The 21,358-nt window shown below is 45.3% G+C and carries 19 protein-coding genes; 6 read left to right on the top strand and 13 right to left on the bottom strand.

The genetic code is table 11. The annotated features are described in order from the left end of the window. Window positions 1-54: 54 nt before the first annotated feature. A complete protein-coding gene (locus tag AAIH57_RS02325) occupies window positions 55-1,308 on the top strand; it encodes an MFS transporter (protein WP_430020403.1) in 1,254 nt (417 codons plus the stop codon). A gap of 204 nt (window positions 1,309-1,512) precedes the next feature. On the opposite strand, the gene AAIH57_RS02320 is transcribed toward AAIH57_RS02325, so the two are convergent. From AAIH57_RS02320 to AAIH57_RS02280, 9 genes are all read right to left on the bottom strand, one after another. Continuing rightward, complete coding sequence (locus AAIH57_RS02320; RefSeq protein WP_430020402.1) at window positions 1,513-1,968, bottom strand: SRPBCC family protein; 456 nt, start codon at window positions 1,966-1,968, stop codon at window positions 1,513-1,515. Between the two features lie 147 nt (window positions 1,969-2,115). Continuing rightward, a complete protein-coding gene (locus AAIH57_RS02315) occupies window positions 2,116-3,201 on the bottom strand; it encodes an HD-GYP domain-containing protein (RefSeq protein WP_430020401.1) in 1,086 nt (361 codons plus the stop codon). Window positions 3,202-3,478: 277 nt separating this feature from the next. Further along, entirely contained in the window at window positions 3,479-5,314 is a 1,836-nt protein-coding gene (locus AAIH57_RS02310; protein ID WP_175396294.1) for a UbiD family decarboxylase, read from the bottom strand. A gap of 433 nt (window positions 5,315-5,747) precedes the next feature. After that, complete coding sequence (locus AAIH57_RS02305) at window positions 5,748-7,040, bottom strand: amidohydrolase (protein WP_430020400.1); 1,293 nt, start codon at window positions 7,038-7,040, stop codon at window positions 5,748-5,750. Between the two features lie 77 nt (window positions 7,041-7,117). Beyond that, window positions 7,118-7,411 (bottom strand): hypothetical protein, encoded by a 294-nt coding sequence (locus AAIH57_RS02300; protein ID WP_175396292.1) that lies wholly within the window; start codon window positions 7,409-7,411, stop codon window positions 7,118-7,120. 109 nt (window positions 7,412-7,520) lie between these two features. Then, window positions 7,521-7,670: a hypothetical protein gene (locus tag AAIH57_RS02295; protein ID WP_430020399.1), complete on the bottom strand. Its 150-nt coding sequence runs from the start codon at window positions 7,668-7,670 to the stop codon at window positions 7,521-7,523. Window positions 7,671-7,812: 142 nt separating this feature from the next. After that, window positions 7,813-8,682: a membrane protein insertase YidC gene (gene yidC, locus AAIH57_RS02290; protein ID WP_175396291.1), complete on the bottom strand. Its 870-nt coding sequence runs from the start codon at window positions 8,680-8,682 to the stop codon at window positions 7,813-7,815. Next, on the bottom strand, window positions 8,619-8,969 hold the full coding sequence (locus tag AAIH57_RS02285; protein WP_175396290.1) for a hypothetical protein: 351 nt from the start codon (window positions 8,967-8,969) through the stop codon (window positions 8,619-8,621). The genes yidC and AAIH57_RS02285 overlap by 64 nt, the downstream gene beginning before the upstream one ends. Window positions 8,970-9,061: 92 nt before the next feature. Beyond that, window positions 9,062-10,687 carry a DUF4153 domain-containing protein gene (locus tag AAIH57_RS02280; RefSeq protein WP_430020398.1) on the bottom strand — a complete coding sequence of 542 codons (1,626 nt, stop codon included), beginning with the start codon at window positions 10,685-10,687 and terminating at the stop codon, window positions 9,062-9,064. A 133-nt stretch (window positions 10,688-10,820) separates the two neighbouring features. On the opposite strand from AAIH57_RS02280, the gene AAIH57_RS02275 reads away from it, so the two are divergent. Beyond that, a complete protein-coding gene (locus AAIH57_RS02275; RefSeq protein ID WP_430020397.1) occupies window positions 10,821-12,542 on the top strand; it encodes an ABC transporter substrate-binding protein in 1,722 nt (573 codons plus the stop codon). Window positions 12,543-12,585: 43 nt separating this feature from the next. Here AAIH57_RS02275 and AAIH57_RS02270 read toward each other — a convergent pair whose 3' ends face one another. Both AAIH57_RS02270 and AAIH57_RS02265 read right to left on the bottom strand, forming a co-directional pair. Next, window positions 12,586-13,923 carry an FtsW/RodA/SpoVE family cell cycle protein gene (locus AAIH57_RS02270; RefSeq protein WP_430020396.1) on the bottom strand — a complete coding sequence of 446 codons (1,338 nt, stop codon included), beginning with the start codon at window positions 13,921-13,923 and terminating at the stop codon, window positions 12,586-12,588. Then, window positions 13,920-14,255, bottom strand: coding sequence for a PadR family transcriptional regulator (locus AAIH57_RS02265; RefSeq protein WP_175396286.1), 336 nt, complete (start codon window positions 14,253-14,255; stop codon window positions 13,920-13,922). Before AAIH57_RS02265 ends, AAIH57_RS02270 begins: the two co-directional genes overlap by 4 nt. Before the next feature lie 150 nt (window positions 14,256-14,405). On the opposite strand from AAIH57_RS02265, the gene AAIH57_RS02260 reads away from it, so the two are divergent. Next, window positions 14,406-14,990 carry an AAA family ATPase gene (locus tag AAIH57_RS02260; RefSeq protein ID WP_430020395.1) on the top strand — a complete coding sequence of 195 codons (585 nt, stop codon included), beginning with the start codon at window positions 14,406-14,408 and terminating at the stop codon, window positions 14,988-14,990. 112 nt (window positions 14,991-15,102) lie between these two features. On the opposite strand, the gene AAIH57_RS02255 is transcribed toward AAIH57_RS02260, so the two are convergent. Both AAIH57_RS02255 and AAIH57_RS02250 read right to left on the bottom strand, forming a co-directional pair. Continuing rightward, window positions 15,103-16,605 (bottom strand): hypothetical protein, encoded by a 1,503-nt coding sequence (locus AAIH57_RS02255; RefSeq protein WP_430020394.1) that lies wholly within the window; start codon window positions 16,603-16,605, stop codon window positions 15,103-15,105. 584 nt (window positions 16,606-17,189) lie between these two features. Next, window positions 17,190-18,029, bottom strand: coding sequence for a YitT family protein (locus AAIH57_RS02250; RefSeq protein ID WP_175396411.1), 840 nt, complete (start codon window positions 18,027-18,029; stop codon window positions 17,190-17,192). Window positions 18,030-18,406: 377 nt separating this feature from the next. Between AAIH57_RS02250 and AAIH57_RS02245 the strand changes: the two genes are divergently transcribed. The 3 genes from AAIH57_RS02245 (at window position 18,407) to AAIH57_RS02235 (ending at window position 21,304) form a co-directional block, all read left to right on the top strand. Beyond that, window positions 18,407-19,465 (top strand): fatty acid desaturase, encoded by a 1,059-nt coding sequence (locus tag AAIH57_RS02245; RefSeq protein WP_175396283.1) that lies wholly within the window; start codon window positions 18,407-18,409, stop codon window positions 19,463-19,465. A 94-nt stretch (window positions 19,466-19,559) separates the two neighbouring features. After that, entirely contained in the window at window positions 19,560-20,702 is a 1,143-nt protein-coding gene (locus AAIH57_RS02240; RefSeq protein WP_175396410.1) for a sensor histidine kinase, read from the top strand. 2 nt (window positions 20,703-20,704) lie between these two features. Beyond that, the gene (locus tag AAIH57_RS02235; protein ID WP_175396282.1) at window positions 20,705-21,304 is read left to right on the top strand and encodes a response regulator transcription factor; all 600 of its coding nucleotides are present in this window, start codon (window positions 20,705-20,707) and stop codon (window positions 21,302-21,304) included. Window positions 21,305-21,358: the final 54 nt, after the last annotated feature.

Below are 21,358 nucleotides of genomic sequence, written 5' to 3'. Positions count from 1 at the left end.
TACCGATCGGTACATTATAGACATAAAAAATTCTCAATCAGGAAGGTGACTCACATGAACACTCCCATTCCACAGACAGATCTATCTTCTAAAGCACATCCCGGTATGTCACAGCTTGTAGCGGTTCTCTTCGCCCTATGCAGCGGACTTGCCGTATCCAACATTTATTATGCTCAGCCACTCCTTGATACCATCGCCGAGGAGTTCCATATCTCCCATTCCCATATCGGCATGATCATCACAGTAACCCAAGTCTGTTATGCCCTTGGACTGTTATTGCTCGTTCCTCTAGGCGATCTGATTAACCGCCGGAAACTGATCATTGTCCAAATGTTCTTCTCTGTACTTGCCCTGCTCGTGGTAGGCACCACATCATCCAGCTCCATCCTGTTCATGGGCATGGCAATCGTCGGTTTGTTGGCTGTTAATACCCAATCCCTGGTTGCATTTGCTGCAGCACTCGCCTCCCCTTCGGAACGGGGACGTATCGTGGGGCTTGTTACCAGCGGAATCGTGATCGGCATCTTGCTGGCCCGAACCGTTGCAGGCACCATGAACGATTGGATCGGGTGGAGATCTGTTTACCTCTTCTCCGCAGTACTAACGCTGCTTGGAATGGTCGCCTTGTTCCTTCTTTTACCGAAGCATGAACCGCAAAGAAGAACGAAATTAAATTATGTACAGTTGCTCATTTCGGTATTCCAACTCTACCGGGAGATGCCTATACTTCGAGTCCGCGGGGTGCTGGCCATATTGATATTTTCGGCTTTTAGCATATTATGGACATCCATGGTACTCCCGCTCAGCGCACCCCCACTCTCTTTGTCACATACAGCAATTGGCGCTTTTGGGCTAGCAGGTGCCGCTGGCGCACTGGCAGCTGCTCGTGCCGGGAAGCTGGCTGATCGGGGACTCGGGCAAAAAACGACCGGCTTCTCTCTCATGCTTCTCCTATTGTCCTGGCTGCCGATCGGATACGTTCATCACTCGCTGTGGTTTCTGATCGCTGGCGTTATTCTTCTTGACCTCGCTGTGCAAGCAGTCCACGTCACCAATCAAAGCCTGATCTATAACGTTCGCCCTGAAGCACAGAGCCGCCTCACCGCTGCCTACATGATTTTTTACTCTATTGGCAGTGCAGCCGGGTCCATCGCCTCAACCCTGATGTATGCATGGGCCGGATGGACTGGCGTGTGCTGGTTAGGTGCAGGGGTGAGTGCAGCCGCATTCCTATTCTGGGCAATCGACAGTTACCGGCAGCGGGAAGTACTCCAATGTACATCCGTTCAGCCAGATAACGGAGACTGAATGATTAGTCCAACTTATTACAGACAACGATGAACAACGTTGCAAGCGGACCACACAAGAGGGAAATCAGGAACCAGTTAAGCCCACTTCTGTTTTTCCCCTGAGCAAGTCCCGCATTAATTAATGCAAGGGTACCCCAACCAACAAAATATTCATTTTCCATCGCTTATCATTCCTTATTCTGTGAATATTTTCAGACCGGTTCTATCGTTCAAGCAGGGCTTTAAGCTTTGTGTTGCGGCTGAGGAGAAAAGCGTACATATATCTCTTTAATATAAGTCGCTCGGCTGCCCAGCCCAATACACCGAGTGGTGCTTCAAATTTCAGTGTGTCTCTCATACAAGTGGTTTTCTCATCGAGTTTGCGGAAGTGATGTTCATGGCGCATGCTTCGGAATGCCCCTTTTACCATCTGATCCACAAAAACATGTGGACGTTCGTAATGTACAATCCGGGAAGTCAGCTTCTGACGGATACCAAAATGGATTGCTTGAAACGTCACGGTGTCCCCAGCGCCTATTTTTCCAGACGTTACGCCTGATACAGCCCGTTCTCTTGTATGCTTCCATACCGTCTGGGTATGAACATCAATGTCCCGGGCATAATCAAAACATTTTTCGATCGGGGCATGTATCGTCATTTCGGTTACGACTTCAATCAAGGTGTATCGCTCCTATATGGAAAATGAGATCTGTGCCCCAGTATACGCCTGCTCTGCAGGGAGAACAATGCACTTTAGGAAATTCATCAAAAAACGGGTCCCCTGACATGTGCAGGAGGCCCGTTGTAAATTTAAACGTATTCAAACTTAGATAATCAGCTCATTGATTGCGATACTTCTTTCTTTGGACAAGTCACGATACTGCTCGGACTCGACCTTAACAAGTGGCTTGAAGATATCCGACGTATTATTCATGATGATTACGCCTTTCTCACCATTGCTCAGAAGCACTTGTTTACCAATAAAATTCGGAAGAAGATGCTGCATCAGCGCCTGGACTGGCTTTTCATTCAACTTGCCGAATCCCATCCCATAGATGTCACGCAGATTGTTGATGAGGTTCGGATTGCTGCCGCCGTGACTGCCGGATCTCATTCCGATGTACACATCAGCCACTGACACGATCTGCGTGTAAGGATGAATTTCTTTTTTATCAATTTGCATCGGATAACCGGAGCCGTCTTCACGTTCATGGTGCTGAAGCGCTACGAGTGCCGTGGCTTCATCCGTCATGGAACTCTTGATAATATCATGCCCGTATATGGTGTGGCGCTGCAATTCCAGCTGTTCATCCGCTGTTAATGGTTCCATCTTGTTCCGAATCCGATGGGACACTCTGCATTTGCCAATATCATGCAGATAGCCGCCGCGGCTGATCTGGTAGCTTTCTTTTTGAGAATAACCGAGCCAGCTGGCAATATAGAAGGACAACAATCCAACCTGAATGGAATGCGTGTAGTTATTCACATCATCCCGTTCCAGCATCATCAGGAGATGCACGACATCCTTTTGCTCATCCAGTCCATCCACCATTGGCTGCAGCGCATCATCAACCATGGTTGCGTTAAATTTGCCCACGGTGAGTGCTTCCAGAAAGGCATTTTGGTAATTATGTACAGTCTGTGTAAATTGAGATTTCATTTCTTCTTCGGGTGGTTCTTCCTTCGTGCTTAAACCGGATGCAAATTTTGCCGCCGCGGCAAAAAATTCGGCTTCCGTGATCTCTTCCTCACGTGATTCAATATCTACATAATCCACACGGTGCTGCATCAGCAAGGAAATATCCTCACTTTTAATTACAGTCCCTTTTCCGAGAATGTGTAATCCCGCATCGCTAAACGTATCCGCAGTCAGACGGTCTCCGTCTTGCAGGTTCATAATATGGATTCTCAATCGGTATTCCCCCTGAACAATTCATTATAGTAACAGTACCCGATGGTTTGGGTCCCAAAAATACCTTTACTTCTTTATATCGAACTGTTTCTTGTTTTTATACATAGTTCTAATGACCTTAATCACAAAAGGAAATACGAACGAATAAGACTTTATCCTCATTGAGACGACTAAAATAATCCCGGTTTAGGAGAATAAGGAACATCAGATGTTATGTTTCACCGAGGGTTGAAAATTTAAAAAGCCCAAACTTAGCGTTTGGGCTCCTCAAATGCAGCTAAATTTTGACCGATGCCAGACTGGCACCCTTTACAAATAGGCGTTCAATGCTTTTTTCCACCGAAGGATCCGGGATCAGCGGCGGCGCCTGATGCGGCTTCACGCGGGCATCAATGATGATCTGGTCACAACCCCAGTGCTTATGCGTGTAGCTGCTGTTTACCCCATACATGTCATGGGATGGATTGCTTCGAGTAAATGTAGCCCATAAGAAATTACTGAGGTTCGCACTCAGGAAAGAACTATCATCGCAAAGGATGATCATTGGGCAGGAGTCAAGCCCCCCTTGTTCCTTCAGCATATCCGTAAATTGCTCCATCTCACGTGCCGTTTCTTCATAACTCGTGAAAGCTGTTGTTTGCATCGAGACAATCCCTGGCATAATCAGCTGCGGATTCGAATACCCACGAACGTTTTTCAAGGCATCTGGCACTTCCGTACACAACTCCCGAAGCTTCTCACCATAGGCTGCAAAAACCACCTTACTGCCGGTATTCAATCCGGTTCCCGAGTAATCCAGCGTATCGATTGTTGTATTCGTATGAAAATGGATATCACGCTGCAGATTCATGCGCTCCAGAATATAGGTCAGGAATTCCACTTCGCGGTGGGTGTCCAGCGGCTGCTGATCTTCAGCTGTAATAAACAAATACTTCGCCAGACTGAGCTGCCCCGTACCCAGAATGCGATTGGCAATCGTCAGCAATTCCGTTGGCTGCTTCACGGTCTGATAAGGCGTGTAACGCTCACTTCCGATCGCAAACAACAGGGGATGCACCCCTGCAGCATCTACGGCGTGTACTTCTTTGACACCCGGAATTTCCTGTTTGATGGCATCGCCCGTAATTTCATGAATCAGGTCACCAAAAGCCGTATCCTCCTGCGGAGGACGACCCACGACAGTAAACGGCCAGATCGCATTGGGCTTCGCATACACTTTGTGCACTCTCATCAGCGGGAATTCATGTGTCAAGCTATAATAGCCCAGGTGATCGCCAAACGGCCCTTCCGGTTTCGTTTCACCTGGATAAATATCTCCGGTAATGACAAAATCGGCATCATTGCTTATGCAGTATCCATCCTTATAGCTATAGCGAAAACGTCGTCCGGCGAGCAGACCGGCGAAGGTCAATTCGCTGAGACCCTCTGGCAATGGCATAACCGCAGACAGTGTATGCGCCGGAGGCCCGCCGATAAAGATGCTGACTTTTAGCGGCTCCCCTTTTTTGACAGCCTTAGCCTGATGAATACCAATCCCGCGATGTATCTGATAGTGCAAACCAATTTCATCGTTCATGGCATAATCATTGCCGCTCAGCTGGACACGGTACATGCCCAGATTGGAGTTCATGATCCCCGGCTTATCCGGGTCTTCCGAATAAACCTGCGGCAGCGTTACAAAGGCTCCCCCATCCATAGGCCAATGTTTGATCAGCGGCAGATCCGAGATTTGAATTTCCTGAGCAGATACGGGCAGACTGATCGACTTCTGTTTGGGAAGCGCCTGCCAGGCCGCAAGCCCTGTGCTGATGTGCTGCAGAGGTGTTTTGAGCGCCTTCATCGGATCATCCCTCACGGCCATGACGCGCTGCACGCCTTCAAGGGTGTTTCGGAACATGAATTTACAGCGTTCCAGTGTACCAAACAGATTGGATACCGCCTGAAACTTTGAACCTTTCACATTTTCAAACAGCAGCGCCGGGCCTTTCGCCTCGTGCACTCTCATATGGATCGCTGCCATTTCGAGATCTGGGTCCACTTCTTCTTTTACCCTAATCAAATGTCCATGCTGCTCCAGATCGTTAATGCAATCTTCCATATTGCGATATTTCATGGGACGGCTCCATTCTTTTTATATAATAAATAAATTGTTTATATCAGTAGTTTGCAATATTCGATTCACTCGCTCCCGGCACAGTATATAGAGGAAAAAAACATTTCGATCTATATATTGAAGATTGGAAGCCGTTTATTGGATTTAAACACAATACTTATGTTCATATATTCACATGGACGTGCAGAACAAGTAAGCAGGACCAAACCTCAATTCCATGCCCTATTCTACTTTCTTCATCATTGATCCATTTTCACGTCTCTACTATTTTATCAAATGATCTGCTGGTAAACAAAATATTATATAAAAATCTCTCTTAATATGAGATAGAAGAGTGGAAAGCCAGGCTGCTAATTGTCTTAATCATACAAAAAAAAGCAGCTTAGAACCTGAGTTCCTAGCTGCTTTCATATCTCTATTATTGCAAAACTTACTAAATGCCCTCTACAATGCGCTTCGCTCTAACCTTCACCTGACGGTAAAGTTCGTCTTCATCCATGGTTAACAGTTTCCTGCCTTTCATCAGTACCTGCCCATTCACTATCGTTGTGTCTACGTCCGCACCATTTACGCTGTATGCCAGTAACGATTCCACCTCATGTACAGGCTGAAGATGCGGTTTCTTCAGATCAATCAGAATCAGATCCGCCTTGCGCCCTGCTTCCAGCATACCCACATCATCCTGAAGGTTAAGCAGACCCGCACTGCCACGAGTTGCCATCTGAAGAACCTGCCTTGCCGGCAATCGAGTTGGATCCCCGTAATCCAGTTTTTGCAGCCATGTCGCAGACTTGATCTCTTCGAACATATCCACTGTCGTGGCACTTCCGGCCCCGTCTGTTCCGAGTCCTATATTTATCCCCTGTGCCATCATGTCCATGATGGGAGCAATCCCGCAACCCAGCTTCAGATTGCTGACCGGATTGTGGGCTACGCCTCCACGCATGCCCTTCAGTCTCCCGATATCCCTGCGATTGAGGTGAACGCCATGGGCCAGCAGCACATGAGCCCTCTCGAACATGCCAGCTTCCTCCAGATACTCCGTTGGTGTCATGCCATATCGTTCTCGAATCTTCACGGTCTCTTCCTTGGTCTCAGCCAGATGGATATGAAGAGGAATATCCGCTTGCTCAGCCATGCTGATGACTTCCCGCAACGGCTCTACAGGACAGGTATATGGCGAGTGAGGGCCGTACATCGTTGTAATCCGTCCATCTGCCTTGCCTGACCAACGCTGAACGAGATCGATCGCTTCCTGCATCCTGCGGCCACCATCATCCTCCATAAACACCATTCCACGTGTAAGTGATGCCCGGATGCCTGTTTTGGTTACTGCTTCGGCAATTTCATTCATGTGAATGTACATATCTGCGTAAGTTGTGGTTCCGGAACGGATCATCTCGGCTATGGATAGTTGAGCTCCCCAGTAGATGTCTTCAGGCGTCATGCTTGCTTCGGCAGGCAGCATTTTGCGGTCAAGCCAGTCCATTAACTTCAGGTCATCGGAGAATCCGCGAAGCAAACTCATCGGTGAATGCTGATGGGCATTAATCAGGCCAGGCATGGCAAGCATGTTTTTCCCATCTATACTGTCGTCTCCCGGCTTGCTAAGAAGTTGACCCGCAATCTCGGTAATCCGATCTCCTTCAATACGTATATCCCCCGTGAAGGGGGCTTCTCCGTCTTTCATCGTTAAGATCAACACGTGCTGAATCAAAATGCCCATTTGTTTCACAGCTCCTCTGGATTGAATTGAATAGCTCAGATCCAAAGGATATGCCTTCACGTAACGGCAAGGTCAAGTCATGACCAATTCTGAATGGTCATTTTTCGATAACTTTGAATGAATGGCTTGGGATCAATTTTTACCATGTAAGGATATACTCCTGTGCTCGTATGGAGGTAAAAGAAGCCACCTTCATTCCCTATTCTTCGAAAGGACATGTCGAACACATCCTTAATACTGAACTCGCGATACTTCGTTACAATTTTATCCGAGTACAGGATCATCGATCGTTCATTCAACTTTATCTCTTGTGCGAGACCCGTCACTTCTCTCTGTACTTTATAATAGGGCAATACAGCAATATAGGTCATGGTCTCCCTCCGTCCTTGTCATGATTCTGGTTCCATCATAGCAGATTGGAGAGGAGAGCCAAAATAAACGGCCTGAATTTACGCCCAGCCTTTACTTCAGCATTTTACATCATTCGATTCCACTCGCTCCGGGTACAATATATAGACGAATAGAACCATTTCGAACTTCTGTCCGGTACATTCGCTCGGCTATCGCTGCAGCTACTGCTGCTGTCGCGTCGGCTAACAGATGATCTTGCTGTTTGACGATATGATTCATCTTGATTCAATTATTCTAAAATGGGGCTCGATTCATGTGGCAAAAAAAGAAGCGTAATCCATATGGATCACGCTTCTTTTGGACTATTCATTTATCAGCTCGGGCTTACTGTTCTTGTTTTGTGTATGTTGGCGTTCCGCAACTAGGATTTCGCAGGTTTGGTTCCTTTGGCAGATTTGATCTTCTTCTCCTGTAAGATTACAGGCTCATGAGGATGCTCCACCGGATACAATTTGCGGAACAGCAGCGTCTGCAGGACAAGGAATGATCCACCAACCGTCCAATAGAGCGGCATGGCTGCAGGTGCTGACAGGGAGAAAAAGGCCATCATCAGCGGAGAAATGTACCCCATGATGGCAAACTGTTTTCGCTGTTCAGGTGCCATATTGGCTTGGGAAACTTTGGCCTGAATCAGGTAGATGATCGCTACTACAACAGCTAGTACATAATCGGGTGCTCCCAGTTTGAACCACAAAAAAGAATGAGAAGACAATTCAGGCGTGAGACGAATAGCGGTGTATATGCCTGATAGAATGGGCAACTGAATCAGGAGCGGCAAGCAGCCTATGTTCAGTGGATTAAAGTTATGCTTTTTGTACAGTTCCATCGTCTCTTGGGAGAGCTTCTGACGATCCGCTGCATCATTCTTGCCCTCATACTTTTTCTTGAGTGCATCCATCTCGGGCTTCATCGCATTCATGATCACCCGCGTGCCTTGCTGGGATTTCGCCTGCCGCATCATTAAAGGCAGCAGTGCAAGCCGTATGACCAAAGTGATTACGATAATTGAAACTCCGTAGCTGCCACCAAAGATGGTTGCAATGTGCTGAATCAGATAAGACAGCGGGAATACAATATAGTGATTGAAAAATCCCGGTGTTGAAGCGTTAATCTCCGATACATTATTGCTGCATCCGGCCAAAAGCATAACTGCAAACAAAATTGCAATCAGCCCATAGATCCGTCCCTTGCCAGATGTAAAAGTGAATCCCTTGCTTGTCTTATGTTCCATATATATCCTCCTCGTTGATTAGGTTCTACTGCGTTCAACGAGGTCTTACAGTCCGGCTCATCTTCATCCGGTGCTTCTCTACGTCTGATCATCCTGGTCAAATCTTCAGGTCTATGCTGCCCATCCAGGGTCAACGCAGGGAGTCCGGGTTCAACGCCGTCTGCCCCTCCGCCTTCCATCCAGTACTCTGTCAACCCACAGTGCAGATGGGCAATATAGGCATAGCTTACGGTGAAAATAAGCCCAATTGAGAATATATAAGGTAATAACTCCTGAAGTTCAAACAAGGGATTCACCCCCTTTATAGGTTCATTTTTATATTATAACACTTACATATGGATTTTGCATAAATTCATGGCTCAAAAGTCCAGAAAACAAACTACTCTGTTCTCCATTTGGACAATTCCTTTGCTGCGCTATTTCTTGCTACGTTAAAAGAAGGCCAGGAACTTCTGTTTTCCCCCTCATTCATATAGGCTTCACGTTCCAATAAATGATCCTTCAGATCCGGAAACTCCTCGTCAGCAAACTCCCGTAACAGCGGAACCGCATCTGCTGACAAATTCGCAAGGTAAGCAGCATCAATGTTGCCTGTGTCATGATAACGTTTGATGTTCAGCTCCGCAATTCGGTTGTCCATGCCCACATAATTGACCGCTACGTAGGCTGTAAGCGCCAGCACAATGTACCAACGAATCAACGGAATGGATGTGTATCGGATGCGCAGACCTGCTATGAACAGCAGCAGTGCCATAAAGATCATGAACGCATGCACCAGGAATCGAATGTACGTGTACCCGTAGGCCTGTTCGTATAGATTAAGACGCATGAACGCAGAGTACAGCATGATGGCAGAGCATCCTACCAGAACAAGCAGCAGCACCTGGTGGGTAATCGAAGCTGTTCTTCCACTCGGCCTTGTATATTGAAGTGCTACAATCAGAATGAAAAAGTTAATCCCAGTGACCAGCACCAGCTCGGCAAAACCACTTCGGGCATATTCTGCGTAAGACAGATCTGGGGGAAGATGCCCATTCCCCGCTCCAAAGAGGTAGGAAAACTGAACAAAGACAAACAGTACATACACACAGTTAATGACGAACAGCATGGTGCCAACAATGATGGGATCGAGCTTCACCGGCTCACTGCCGGTTCGGATCGAATGAGCACCGGTTTTTACGTTACTCGATACGAGCGTTTCAGTTGCAGGAGTCGCTTGGCTTGCATTTACGCTTTCGACCACTTGAATCGCATTAGGAGAAGACACCGTACCACTTTTCCAGTGGGCATTCTCTCTCTTCTCGGCTTCATATTGCATGGGCTGAACAAATCCCCACACATAGCTGAACAGCAAAACGCCTGCGATGATGACCCATATGATTCTCGGTAAGCCAGGAGTGAGCGTCAAATGATTCAACCATTCCGGAAAACCAGACAAATATTGATTGAACACGCCATCCGCTGACGTCAGCAATGCGAGCACTACAATCAGGATCGGAAAGGATGCGGCCAGACCAATAAATACTTTGACCATGACTGCTTTCTGAGACTTCCCCATTCCACGTCCCCCAGCTTTCACTGCAATGGCAGCGATGGTTCCCCAGTGACGAATCGTTTGTGGCACCAGATGATCCAGGGATGTACCGATTAGTCGGATGTCCCACCAGTGCCTTTGTTTGCGGCCAGCCAAATAAGTCATATGTAATATCACTAAACCGGGTACGACCAGAAAATTGAGTACTTTCAGCAGTACATTATCAAATAGGACAAATGTTAGTGACAACATCAGTACAACTGCAGCCATAAATGCATCAATGAAGGTCAATGCCCGTACACGATCCCTTGCAAACACAAACATAAATCCATAGAAAAGGACCACAAACAACGGATAAGATACACCCGGCTCTTCTCCATAGAACAAATACTGATGAATGACAGCCAGCAGCAAGGCAGACAACAGCGTAATTAAAGCACGATTCGGCGAAGCCAGTATTTTCTCAATCATGGGAAAAACCTCCATTTACTTTCTACACTTTATTCTAGATGATAAAATAAGAAGATAAATAGAAATTACAGGAGATAAAAGTTCTTATTTTAGACCGGATGAATCAACATCTCACACGAGGAGGATTGCAATTATGAAACTGCATCAACAATATTTGCTGCTTCATAACCGTTTTGGTTACATGGCTGAGCATGAAGCTACACTTTCCGATCTCGCAGAACTGCTGGATTGCACACATCGAAATACGCTTACCATTGTCAAAAAAATGGCTGCCTGCAGCTGGATTCGCTGGATCTCCCAGCGTGGTCGCGGCCGCCGGTCAACCCTTACACTGCTTGTACCTGCCGAACAGATCGCAGCAGAATATATGATGCAGGCTCTAAACCGCCGGGAATTGCAGCAAGCGGCCGAGCAGGTACGTGCCTTTTCCAGCTCAACCATGATGCAGGAGCATTTAAACCAGTGGCTGCTCGGATATTCGGGACATCACACGGAAGCAGGAGAACACAATGAATGTATTGATACGTTAAGACTGCCGCTCCAGCAGCAGCTTCATGCTCTCGATCCGCTGTATATTAATCTGCTTGCCGAGTCTTTTGTCACCAGCCATGTGTTCGATGGATTGGTTCAGCGTAATGAGCAGGGAGACATCATCCCCTGTCTAGCCCACACCTGGGATATTAGCAAGGATCGGAAGACATGGCTTTTTCATCTGCGCAAAGGGGTCTTGTTTCACAATGGTCAACTGCTGACTGCCGAGGATGTAGCGTGCACCTTTGCGCGCCTGCAATCCACAGAACGCCGAACATTGTATCGTGATGTGAGCAAACAGATTATGTCTATTGAAGCCTTGAACTCGCTAACCGTGTGTTTCCGTCTCAAAACGCCACATGAATTGTTTTTGCCCTTTCTATCCACGAGTCGTGCAGCAATTGTACCTTCGGACAGCACCATGGAGTCCGGCAGTGAACAGTCAGTTGGAACATCGGCTTTGCAGAAACCTGTAGGAACAGGTCCTTTCAAAGTCACGCTGTGGGATGAGCATCTGTGCAGACTGGAGGCATTCCCGGCCTATTTTCAAGGCAGAGCCCATCTGGACAGGGTTGATATTCTGCAAATTCCATGGAGTGCCAAAACAGAACGGGGTGACTATGCCGAAGCCGAAACTCCGTTTTTTCACCTTGTTCATAATCCGGCTACCGCTGCGGGGACAGACTGGACGCAGATTAGCGCAGGAGTCACGGTCCGCAAACTGCTCACTTGTAACACGCAAAAAACCGGACCGCTAAGCGATCCGGAAATAAGAGCGCATGTACACGCCTGTATTACTGAGGGAAACCAATCCACTGAAATTCCTTTTGCTTTGGATGAACCAATTCCTTTACAGCTTGCTACCATTCCGCAATATCGTAAGGATGCCGTCCTCATTGCAGGAAGACTGGAGAAATACGGCTATGCTTGCAAGATTCACACGGCAACGATGGAGCAATTCAAAGGTCAGCTGCGACTGGAGTCCGATCTCATTCTCTTCTCCCTGATCCGTGACAGGGATGAAGAATTACGCAGAAGCGATCTCTATCTCACCTTGTCCGAGCATCTGGATGAGTCCACCCAAACGAGTGTACAAACGATGCTGCAAACCGTTATAGAATCGGCATTAACCGCAGATCGAGCGGCAGGACTGGAACAGATTGAACAATTTTTACTGGACCGGGATCTGATGTTTCATCTATCCGAAAAACCTGTCGAAACCGCCTACCTGCCTTCCGTGCGCGGGCTCTCATTCAATAGTCAGGGCTGGGTAAACTTGCGCCATATCTGGTTTCCATCTGGAAGTGCATCGGTAGGAGATTGAGGGAACAGATTAATATACGTTTCTGTATCTGATGCTACGTCTATCACTGTACAGGTGTCGCCACCGATTGGCTCTTCTCATTCTTCAGTAGAACGGTATCTTTGCGGCGATACACCCCAAGAAGTAATCCAATCATGGCATAATCAAAAATTAGATGGTTACCGTAGCCTATAAAAGGAAAGACCACACTAAGGATGGGAACTCTTCCCGTGGTCATCGCCAGCGAATAAATCATCTGCAGTGCAAACATGGATGTAATAATGACAATAATCATCCGACCAAAGTCATCCCGAATCCGAGGGAGCATATTCACCATACTTGCAACAAACCAGATGATACCTACCAATAACAGTATTCCGGCTGACCAGCCAAACACATCAATGAGCAACACACCTGGGTAATCGAAATAACTCGTTTTAAATTGGTCAAATGCTATGTCAAGTCCATTCCCCCACCATCCGGCTGATTGAAGGATGCCCATGATGGAATGGTTGTAGTAGCCATTTCCCATTGAATCATCCTCAAGATTGAACACAACCGAGAATCTTTCCAAACGATGGTAAGAATCCGTTGTAAGCAACAACAAAAGCCCGATACATACAGTTATAACTGTGGCTATGGCTGTATAGAGCCATTTACGCGTGATCCAACCAAATAATACTAGTGAAATTATCCCGAACATCACAAGGCGAACCCAATCTGATATTTGAAGCAACAGCACTGAAGGTAACGCTACCATCGCGATATAGGATAATATGGTTTTTACATTACAATTGGAACGAAGCTTGTCCAGCATAATAGCGCCAATGGTAAGTGGTAATACCCACATTGCAGCTGAGGTAAGATCTAATACAAAGCCATACGCGTTATAGTATCTGTACATCCCATTGATACTTGAGGATATCATTGGATTAACCCACAGCATGGTATTAAGCAGGATATAGATCCACCAAGCGGCTCTCTTCCATTTGCGATAATCAAAAAATATAAAGAAGGACATAAGCGTCATTCCTATGATGGTGTATACCACTTGAACGTTATAGAAGTTCTGATACCTGGCATTTGTGACATTGGTTGTAAAATTCCACATCAGAAACAGGCTAACGATGGCTAAACTGATCAATCCGCATATGAGTCCCCAATGCATCCGATGACGATGCAGCCTGTGCATGCTTTTGCCTACTGCAGCAGGATCACCCATTTGCTTTATGGCATATACGGCAGCCTCTTCCTCGGTAAAGCCCTCCTGTTCCTTGTCCAGCATCATTTCTCTCATGTGGTTTCCCAGTTCATCACGCAGATCGGTATGTACTTCACGAGCTTTGACCTGACTACACATTTCGTCAAGATAACGTTTAATTTTATCATGTTGATCCGTCATGTTAAGCCTCCTTCCCCGAGTACACGATCAACGGCTCGCCGGAACAAAAGCCACTCCGTCTTTTTGAGCTGTAAGGCCTCCATGCCCTTATCACGAATCGAATAATATTTGCGTTTCCTGCCTTCAACTTCCATCCAGTACGATTCCACCCACCCTTCCATCTCCATGGCATGCAAGATAGGGTATAACGTGCCTTCTTTCAAATTAAATACACCTTCCGACTGGCGATGAAGTTCCTTAATCAATTCATAACCGTAAAGTGGCTGATGCTGCAGTAACGTTAAAATAAGAGTCTCTGTACTTCCTTTAATCATTTGTTTGTTTACCTTCACTAATGGTCTCCTCTCTCTCATTCTTTTGATACATCGGAAATCTATGCATAGTTAATCTAGGTATAATACTACCTTATTCTTCCTTTTCTGTCTATCCATCGTTTCTGCCTGCATTGTGATAAAATAACTCTATTAAGGAGCGTGACTTTCATGAGCAAACTGATTTTCTTTCTCGGCGGTGCGGGCAGTGGCAAAACAACTCTTGCCAAAGCTCTTTCCCGCAAATATAAGGCAGCCTTCTTCGATATGGATATTCTACTCCGTCCGGCTGCAGAGGCGATCATGACGCTTCAGGGTCTTGACCCATCTGACCGGGATTCTCCTGAATACAAACGCTTATGCCGTGATCTGGGATACCGCATTACGATGGATGCTGCACTGGATAACGTACAATTAGGGATCGATACCATCGTTGTAGGCCCGTTTACGAAAGAGACCGAAACAGCTGACTGGATCGAACAGGAACTCGGCCGAATCGGACGTTCACTGCAAGATACGGATGTCCGTGTAGCCTACATCTATTTGGCGAATGAAGCCTTGTATCACAAACGGATCGTAGCGAGACAGTCGCCATTAGACGAATGGAAACTCGCCAACTGGGATATATTCACAGCCTCCCTTGCCCGAAAGCAAGTGGCCTGGCCGCTGCCTGCTTCTTCCGTCGTTTACATTGATAATTCAGAAGAAGATGTGAATGTGGCTTTGTCCGAATGTGAGAGACACATGTTCGGGTAATGAGGAAATAATTTATTCTATTCACAGCATGCAAATAGAACTGCACAAAAAAGGATTGGTTTTGTTCCCTAGCGGATTCATTTCCAATCCCTCACCAACTCAACTAAGACATCTAATCATATAAAAACTCTTTCCATTCTTTTATTAAACATTCCAAATCAACATCGTATGTTTCTTCAACTTTGTTAATATCTGCATAAATAGCCATGAACTTTTCTTTTCCGTATGTGCGAATTAAATAGTGGACGAATGAGGCTGCTTTATTATAATCATCCACATTTTCGTTGTATCCCGGATCTCCTGAATTATATTTAAGAGAATCCAGCGGGTTTTCCCATCCTTTCTTAGACGCCATATTAGCCCACACGTGCATCGCTGCTATTAAATCTATGGGATCAGATGGTTGATAAGACTGACCCGCGTATTTTTCATAATTTTCAATTACACTGTAAAGAACAGAATTCTCGTTTCTTCTTTCAAAAGTGAACATAAGGTCAGCTTTAGACTTGTTATATACGTACTGCCTGTTCTTTGCCTCAAATTCATACATTAAGGCTTCAGCAAGCCCTTCTGTAAAAGGATAGAAATCCGAAAAGATTCCCATTTGAAAAGTTATCGCATGAACGGTTTCATGTACGGCTTTGTAAGGCGGGACTTCGAAGACCCGATACAAGTCAATTGCGTAATTATCTCCTAATTTATATGTTATTCCGCCATAAGTAGGATTATATGCGTTTAAATGTGGATAGATTGTAAACGTCAGAGGATGATCCAATGTGTAGTTCATCCAATTCTCTACATAACGAACACCTTGATCCATATAGTCTTGATAATCATATACCTGTTGATAATTCCAGTTTTCTTTTTTATATCTCGCTTTAACTTTATCTGAATGAACTTCAAACCAAATCTCTTCATATGAAAAAACATAACGATAACTCGTATCAATATCACTGTTAGGAGTTTGAATGAATTCACTCCAATATTGTCCTAGTAGATTTAAATCCTCATTTTTATCCTTCATGAATATATCAACAACAGACAGTAACTGTTTTTCTTGATCCAGATATTGAACAAACAAAAAGGCAATCTGTTGTCCTACCCCTGCAATTTCTTCATCGAGAAAATTGGGGATAAACCAGGCATCCCCGAAATCCGGATATTCTCTGGAGCTTGCTGTGTTAATCCAGTTATTAACATCTCCTTCTAACACAGTAGAGGATATACCATCTTCATTATTATTATTATGCCAATACAGTTCCAACCCAACACATAACCAAGCAGGAAGTTTATAATCACTCAAATAACTAACGACTGCCCCAAGTGACTGGTCCCGATCCCCAGACACAACTATTCTAGTCAAACTATTATTGAACGGGCTTTCACTATCCTGATTCAGATAAATTTGAATTATTTTATCCTGGCGAGGAATATCTAGATGATTCTGCATATTTCGGATAATGTATTCCACTTGATTTACAAATGCTTTGTTATCAGAATCATTATTAGAGCTAAAGTAATACTGAGCCTTCTCAGTGCTAGTTTTAGACACAAATCCTACTGTTTCAACCGAAGCTATATTCTCAAAAGTTAACTCCTTTGCATTGTGTCTCAATATAACAAATCCCCATAACAATACAATTAATATACAGAACACAAGTAATGTAATAAGAATAGTACGTTTTGTTATATCTATCTCTCCTTTTCTGGTAATTATATGTTCTATGTCAATACTTCTTTTTTGTTAGTTTACAATATATAGAATATTAACCCATATTTATTTTATATTTCTATATACCTCCTTACTGTGATCTAACTCACTTGGTAGCTTGACTAAATAAAACATGCCTGTCATACAATAAGTCCATTGTTGTAGTTTTAGACGTTTATATGTTTCCGGCATGATAACCCTTACATCCAATGCACTATCACTAGTCAGGAGGGGTCGCCATGAATAAAAAGAAGCATAGATGTCATCCACCAGTGACAAAATGTTATTACAAAAAGATCACAAAATCCTGCGTAACCAAAATCAAATATGTTCCCAAGGTTAAAAAGCACTGCCATGTAACCATTAAATACGGTGTCATCAGAAAAAGAAATCACCATTAATCAAAGACTGCCGCCCTTCTCAGTTGAGAAGGGTTTTTCTAATAAAAAAACCGAGGATACATGCACCCCGGCTTTCTTCCATATCTATTAGGTTTTGGACAGCTCAATAAATCCTTCACCGAATACGTCACGAACATCATGAATCGTAATAAATGCGATCTCATCTTCTGCCCGCACAATCTTCTTCAACATAGGGACCTCTTGTTTGCTAATGACAATGTACAGAATTTCTTTCGGTGTTTTCGTATAGTATCCATGACCCGACAGAACCGTTACACCGCGATCCATCTTCTCGATCACCTGTTTCGCGATCGCATCCTGCTTCGTCGAGATAATCGTAACCGCCTTTTTCGGATTCAGCCCTTCAATGATAAACTCCATCGTTTTGGTCCCGATAAACAGCATGACGATCGTACACATCAGTCCCTGTGGCCCAATAATGAAGAAAGAGGAGAACGCCACAATTAGATCAAAAAACAGAAGTCCATAACTGATGTTCCAATCCAAATACTTATTGGCCAATCTGGCCAAAATGACGGTTCCCGCAGTTGTGCCGCCCACTCTAACAATCAAGCCAATCCCGAGACCGGCAAACAATCCGCCAAAAATCGTGTTGATCCACAGCTCGTGCGAATCAATGGTCCAGCTCTCGGTCAAGTGCAGGAACAAGGAGTTGAATACCACTGCAATAATGGTATACACCGTTGTTGTTTTGTCCAGAAATCGGTAACCCACGATTAACAAAATCCCGTTCAAAATCAGATTCATTAACCCTGGTGACCATCCCAGCAGGTAATACAGAATAATCGTAATCCCCGTAACGCCACCTTCAGCAAGATCATTCGGAATGACGAACAAATTCACTGCCAGAGCAAACAGAAATGCACCCGCCATAATAAATAAAATATCCGTGATACGTTTCTTCATCATGTATTCCATCCAATCCTTCAGAAATCAACCTATCCATCCGGCTCATAAGTTGTCATATACACCCAAGGATAGATTCTACCATGCCATCAGCAAAATTTGTATACATAATACAAATTGTTGCACGAAATGTGCAAAGGGATCTTGATTGGGATCAATTTTGAATGGTTAAACAAAAAATAGCTGCAACTGATCCAACCATGACAAATGTCATGTGTCATCCTTGATATTCATCATTACAAAGGGCTGACGTTTATGACTTACCGACAGAATCGTATTCTTTTACAATGATAAAAAGGCTTCCCTTAGAGTAAATATTCAGGGAAATACAGCGTTATAGCCGTGCATGGTTATAATGACTGAAGGAGGAACCATTCATGAGCAGAGCAAAAGAAATGGCACTGAAAAAAGAAGTCACCCCTTACGAGAAAAATGATCTTCGATTAAGTATCCGACAAATTATCAATACAATACTCCCACTCTTTTTATTATGGGCCGCAGCCTATTACAGCTTGTCCGTTTCGTATTGGCTGACTTTTCCAATTGCCCTGGTGGCATCCGGATTTGTACTACGAACATTCATTATTTTCCATGACTGCTGTCACGGTTCGTTTTTCAAAAATAAACGTGCCAATGACATCCTGGGTACCATTACAGGCGTCTTGACCCTCACTCCCTACCAGCAATGGAAAGCCGAACATTCCATTCACCATGCCACCAGCAGCAATCTAGACAAACGTGGTGTAGGCGATATCTGGGTCATGACCGTTGAAGAATACAAAGCAGCGTCACCTTGGGGACGACTGTTCTACCGTATCTATCGTAATCCGGTCGTGATGTTCGGGATCGGTCCAATCTATGTATTTCTGCTGGCTTACCGTTTTAACCGCAAGGCAGCACGTCGCAAAGAACGCATCAACACACATCTGACTACGGTACTGATCATTGCATTATATGCATTTATGAGCTGGTTGGTCGGATGGCAGGCATTTGTTATGGTGCAGGCACCTGTCTTTTTCTTCTCCGGTTTCTTCGGGATTTGGCTGTTCTACGTTCAGCATCAGTTTGAAGATACTTACTTCGAACATGAGGATGAATGGAGTTACGTCAAGGCTGCTGTAGAGGGAAGTTCATATTATAAGCTGCCGAAGCTGCTGCAATGGATCAGTGGTAATATCGGATTTCACCATGTGCATCACCTGAGTCCACGTGTACCGAACTATTATCTGGAAGAGGCACATAACGCTACACCGCCTTTGCAAAAAGCAACGACAATTACCCTGCGTTCCAGTCTGGCAGCCCTGCGCTTCCGTCTTTGGGACGAAGAATCCAAACGATTTATCAGCTTCAAGGAGATCAAATCGTTATCCCGCAAGCCATATGTTCAGCCACCTATACGTGTAACCAATCAAGCGGGTCTGACAGAGAAGCCTTAAACTCTGTCGGATTCGTTTTCTTGTATTCAGGCTGAAGTCATGCTACAGTCAGGCTAAAGTTGAGTGCAAGTGCAAGTATAAGGAGGAGAATTTTATTCAGAAGTGGTCGCAGCTCTTTTATAAAAATACAGGCTTGAATCCGTACGTATGGCTCGTCTTTTTCATCCTTCCTTTCTATTATATTTCGCAGTATTCAAAACTGTGGACCTTGGTGACAGGAATCGTGATCATTCTTGTCTTCTTTGTCTGTTATTTGCTCGCCTTCATCACCAGAGGCTGGCAGGTGTATATGTGGATTGGTCTGCTGATCGCCATATCCATTACCATGACGATCGCATATGATTATGCGTACTTCTCACTGTTTCTTGCCTTTTTTATCGGAAACATAAAAAATAAAGCTGGCTTCATTACCCTTTATTCGATCAATCTGGCTGCCAGCTTTCTCACGATAAATTATGGATTTATTATTCAAAGCTCCCGGCTGCTTAGTCAGTTTCCATTTGTATTCATTAGTCTGATGGCCTCCATTCTTCTCCCGGTGAGTACGTATAACAAAAACAAACGGGAGCAATTGGAAGGGCAGCTGGAGAATGCCAACAAACGACTGGATGAACTGGTGAAAATGGAAGAACGCCAGCGGATTGCCCGAGATTTGCATGATACCCTCGGACAGAAACTGTCCCTGATCGGCCTGAAAACCGATCTGGCGAAACGCTTGCTTCGGACTAACCCGGAGCAGGCCGAGATTGAATTAAATGACTTGCGACAAACGGCGAGCACAGCCCTGAAAGAAGTCCGGGAGATGGTTACCACGATGCGTGGCACACAGTTGGTCGATGAGCTGTTCCGTGCAGAACAGATTTTGAAAGCCGCTTCGATTGAATTCAACTTGGATGGTAACCCCAAACTGCATGACACCTCTCAGCTCAACGAAAATGTTCTGGGCATGTGTCTAAAAGAAGCCGTCACGAATGTAGTCAAGCATAGTCAGGCAACCATATGTACCATCAGACTCAAGGAGACACTCTCGGATAACATTGTGCTTGTACACGACAACGGAATTGGCATGGAACAAGGCAGCAATAAAGATCGCCGTGGTACGGGAATCCTCGGCATGAAAGAACGGTTGGAATTTGTTAACGGTTGTCTGGACATCCGTTCCGGAGCAGACATGGACGGAACAGAGCTTATTATTCAGGTGCCGAAGCTGGTTCGCAAACCAATCAAGGAGGAATAAAAATGATTAGAATCGTCATCGCCGAAGACCAGCGCATGATGCTGGGCGCCCTCTCTTCTCTGCTTAATCTGGAAGAGGACATGGAAGTGGTCGGCCGCGCAAGCAACGGACAGGAAGCGCTGGAGCTCGTCCAGGAGCATGCACCGGATATTTGCCTGATGGACATTGAAATGCCTGTCAAAAGCGGTCTGGAAGCTGCAGAGGAATTAAAAGGCATGAACTGCAAGGTCATTATCTTAACGACTTTTGCCCGGACTGGTTATTTTGAACGCGCGCTTAAAGGTGGTGTGCGTGGATACCTGTTAAAGGACAGTCCCATTGAGGAACTGGCTGAGGCCATTCGCCAGGTTATGAACGGACGTCGGATCTTTGCCCCTGACCTGGTTGATGAAGCCTATGTCGAGGAAAACCCGCTTACGGAGCGGGAAAATGCTGTACTTGGCCTGATGGCTGATGGCAAAAATACGAAGGAGATTGCCGGACATCTGTTTATCACAACTGGCACGGTGCGAAACTACATCTCCATTATTCTTAACAAATTAAATGCGAGCAACCGAATTGAAGCCATCACCCGTTCCAAGGAAAAGGGCTGGTTTAAATGAAAGCACCGCTTCAACCCATTAAGACACAAATAATAGCTTGGTCAGGAGCTTCCA

It is taken from the genome of Paenibacillus sp. MABNR03 (genome assembly GCF_050455445.1).
In the GTDB taxonomy this organism is placed as follows: Bacteria; Bacillota; Bacilli; order Paenibacillales; family Paenibacillaceae; genus Paenibacillus; species Paenibacillus xylanilyticus.
This window is presented reverse-complemented; position numbering and strand designations above follow the sequence as displayed.

What these genes read in the sequence shown, in the direction of transcription:
- AAIH57_RS02305 (WP_430020400.1), bottom strand. Translation starts at nt 7,040, where the DNA reads ATGGGCATTTTGATTCAGCACGTGTTGATCTTAACGATGAAAGACGGA.
- AAIH57_RS02310 (WP_175396294.1), bottom strand. Translation starts at nt 5,314, where the DNA reads ATGAAATATCGCAATATGGAAGATTGCATTAACGATCTGGAGCAGCAT.
- AAIH57_RS02325 (WP_430020403.1), top strand. Translation starts at nt 55, where the DNA reads ATGAACACTCCCATTCCACAGACAGATCTATCTTCTAAAGCACATCCC.
- AAIH57_RS02300 (WP_175396292.1), bottom strand. Translation starts at nt 7,411, where the DNA reads ATGACCTATATTGCTGTATTGCCCTATTATAAAGTACAGAGAGAAGTG.
- AAIH57_RS02250 (WP_175396411.1), bottom strand. Translation starts at nt 18,029, where the DNA reads ATGAAGAAACGTATCACGGATATTTTATTTATTATGGCGGGTGCATTT.
- AAIH57_RS02270 (WP_430020396.1), bottom strand. Translation starts at nt 13,923, where the DNA reads ATGACGGATCAACATGATAAAATTAAACGTTATCTTGACGAAATGTGT.
- AAIH57_RS02235 (WP_175396282.1), top strand. Translation starts at nt 20,705, where the DNA reads ATGATTAGAATCGTCATCGCCGAAGACCAGCGCATGATGCTGGGCGCC.
- AAIH57_RS02280 (WP_430020398.1), bottom strand. Translation starts at nt 10,687, where the DNA reads ATGATTGAGAAAATACTGGCTTCGCCGAATCGTGCTTTAATTACGCTG.
- AAIH57_RS02275 (WP_430020397.1), top strand. Translation starts at nt 10,821, where the DNA reads ATGAAACTGCATCAACAATATTTGCTGCTTCATAACCGTTTTGGTTAC.
- yidC (WP_175396291.1), bottom strand. Translation starts at nt 8,682, where the DNA reads ATGGAACATAAGACAAGCAAGGGATTCACTTTTACATCTGGCAAGGGA.
- AAIH57_RS02260 (WP_430020395.1), top strand. Translation starts at nt 14,406, where the DNA reads ATGAGCAAACTGATTTTCTTTCTCGGCGGTGCGGGCAGTGGCAAAACA.
- AAIH57_RS02245 (WP_175396283.1), top strand. Translation starts at nt 18,407, where the DNA reads ATGAGCAGAGCAAAAGAAATGGCACTGAAAAAAGAAGTCACCCCTTAC.
- AAIH57_RS02295 (WP_430020399.1), bottom strand. Translation starts at nt 7,670, where the DNA reads ATGAATCATATCGTCAAACAGCAAGATCATCTGTTAGCCGACGCGACA.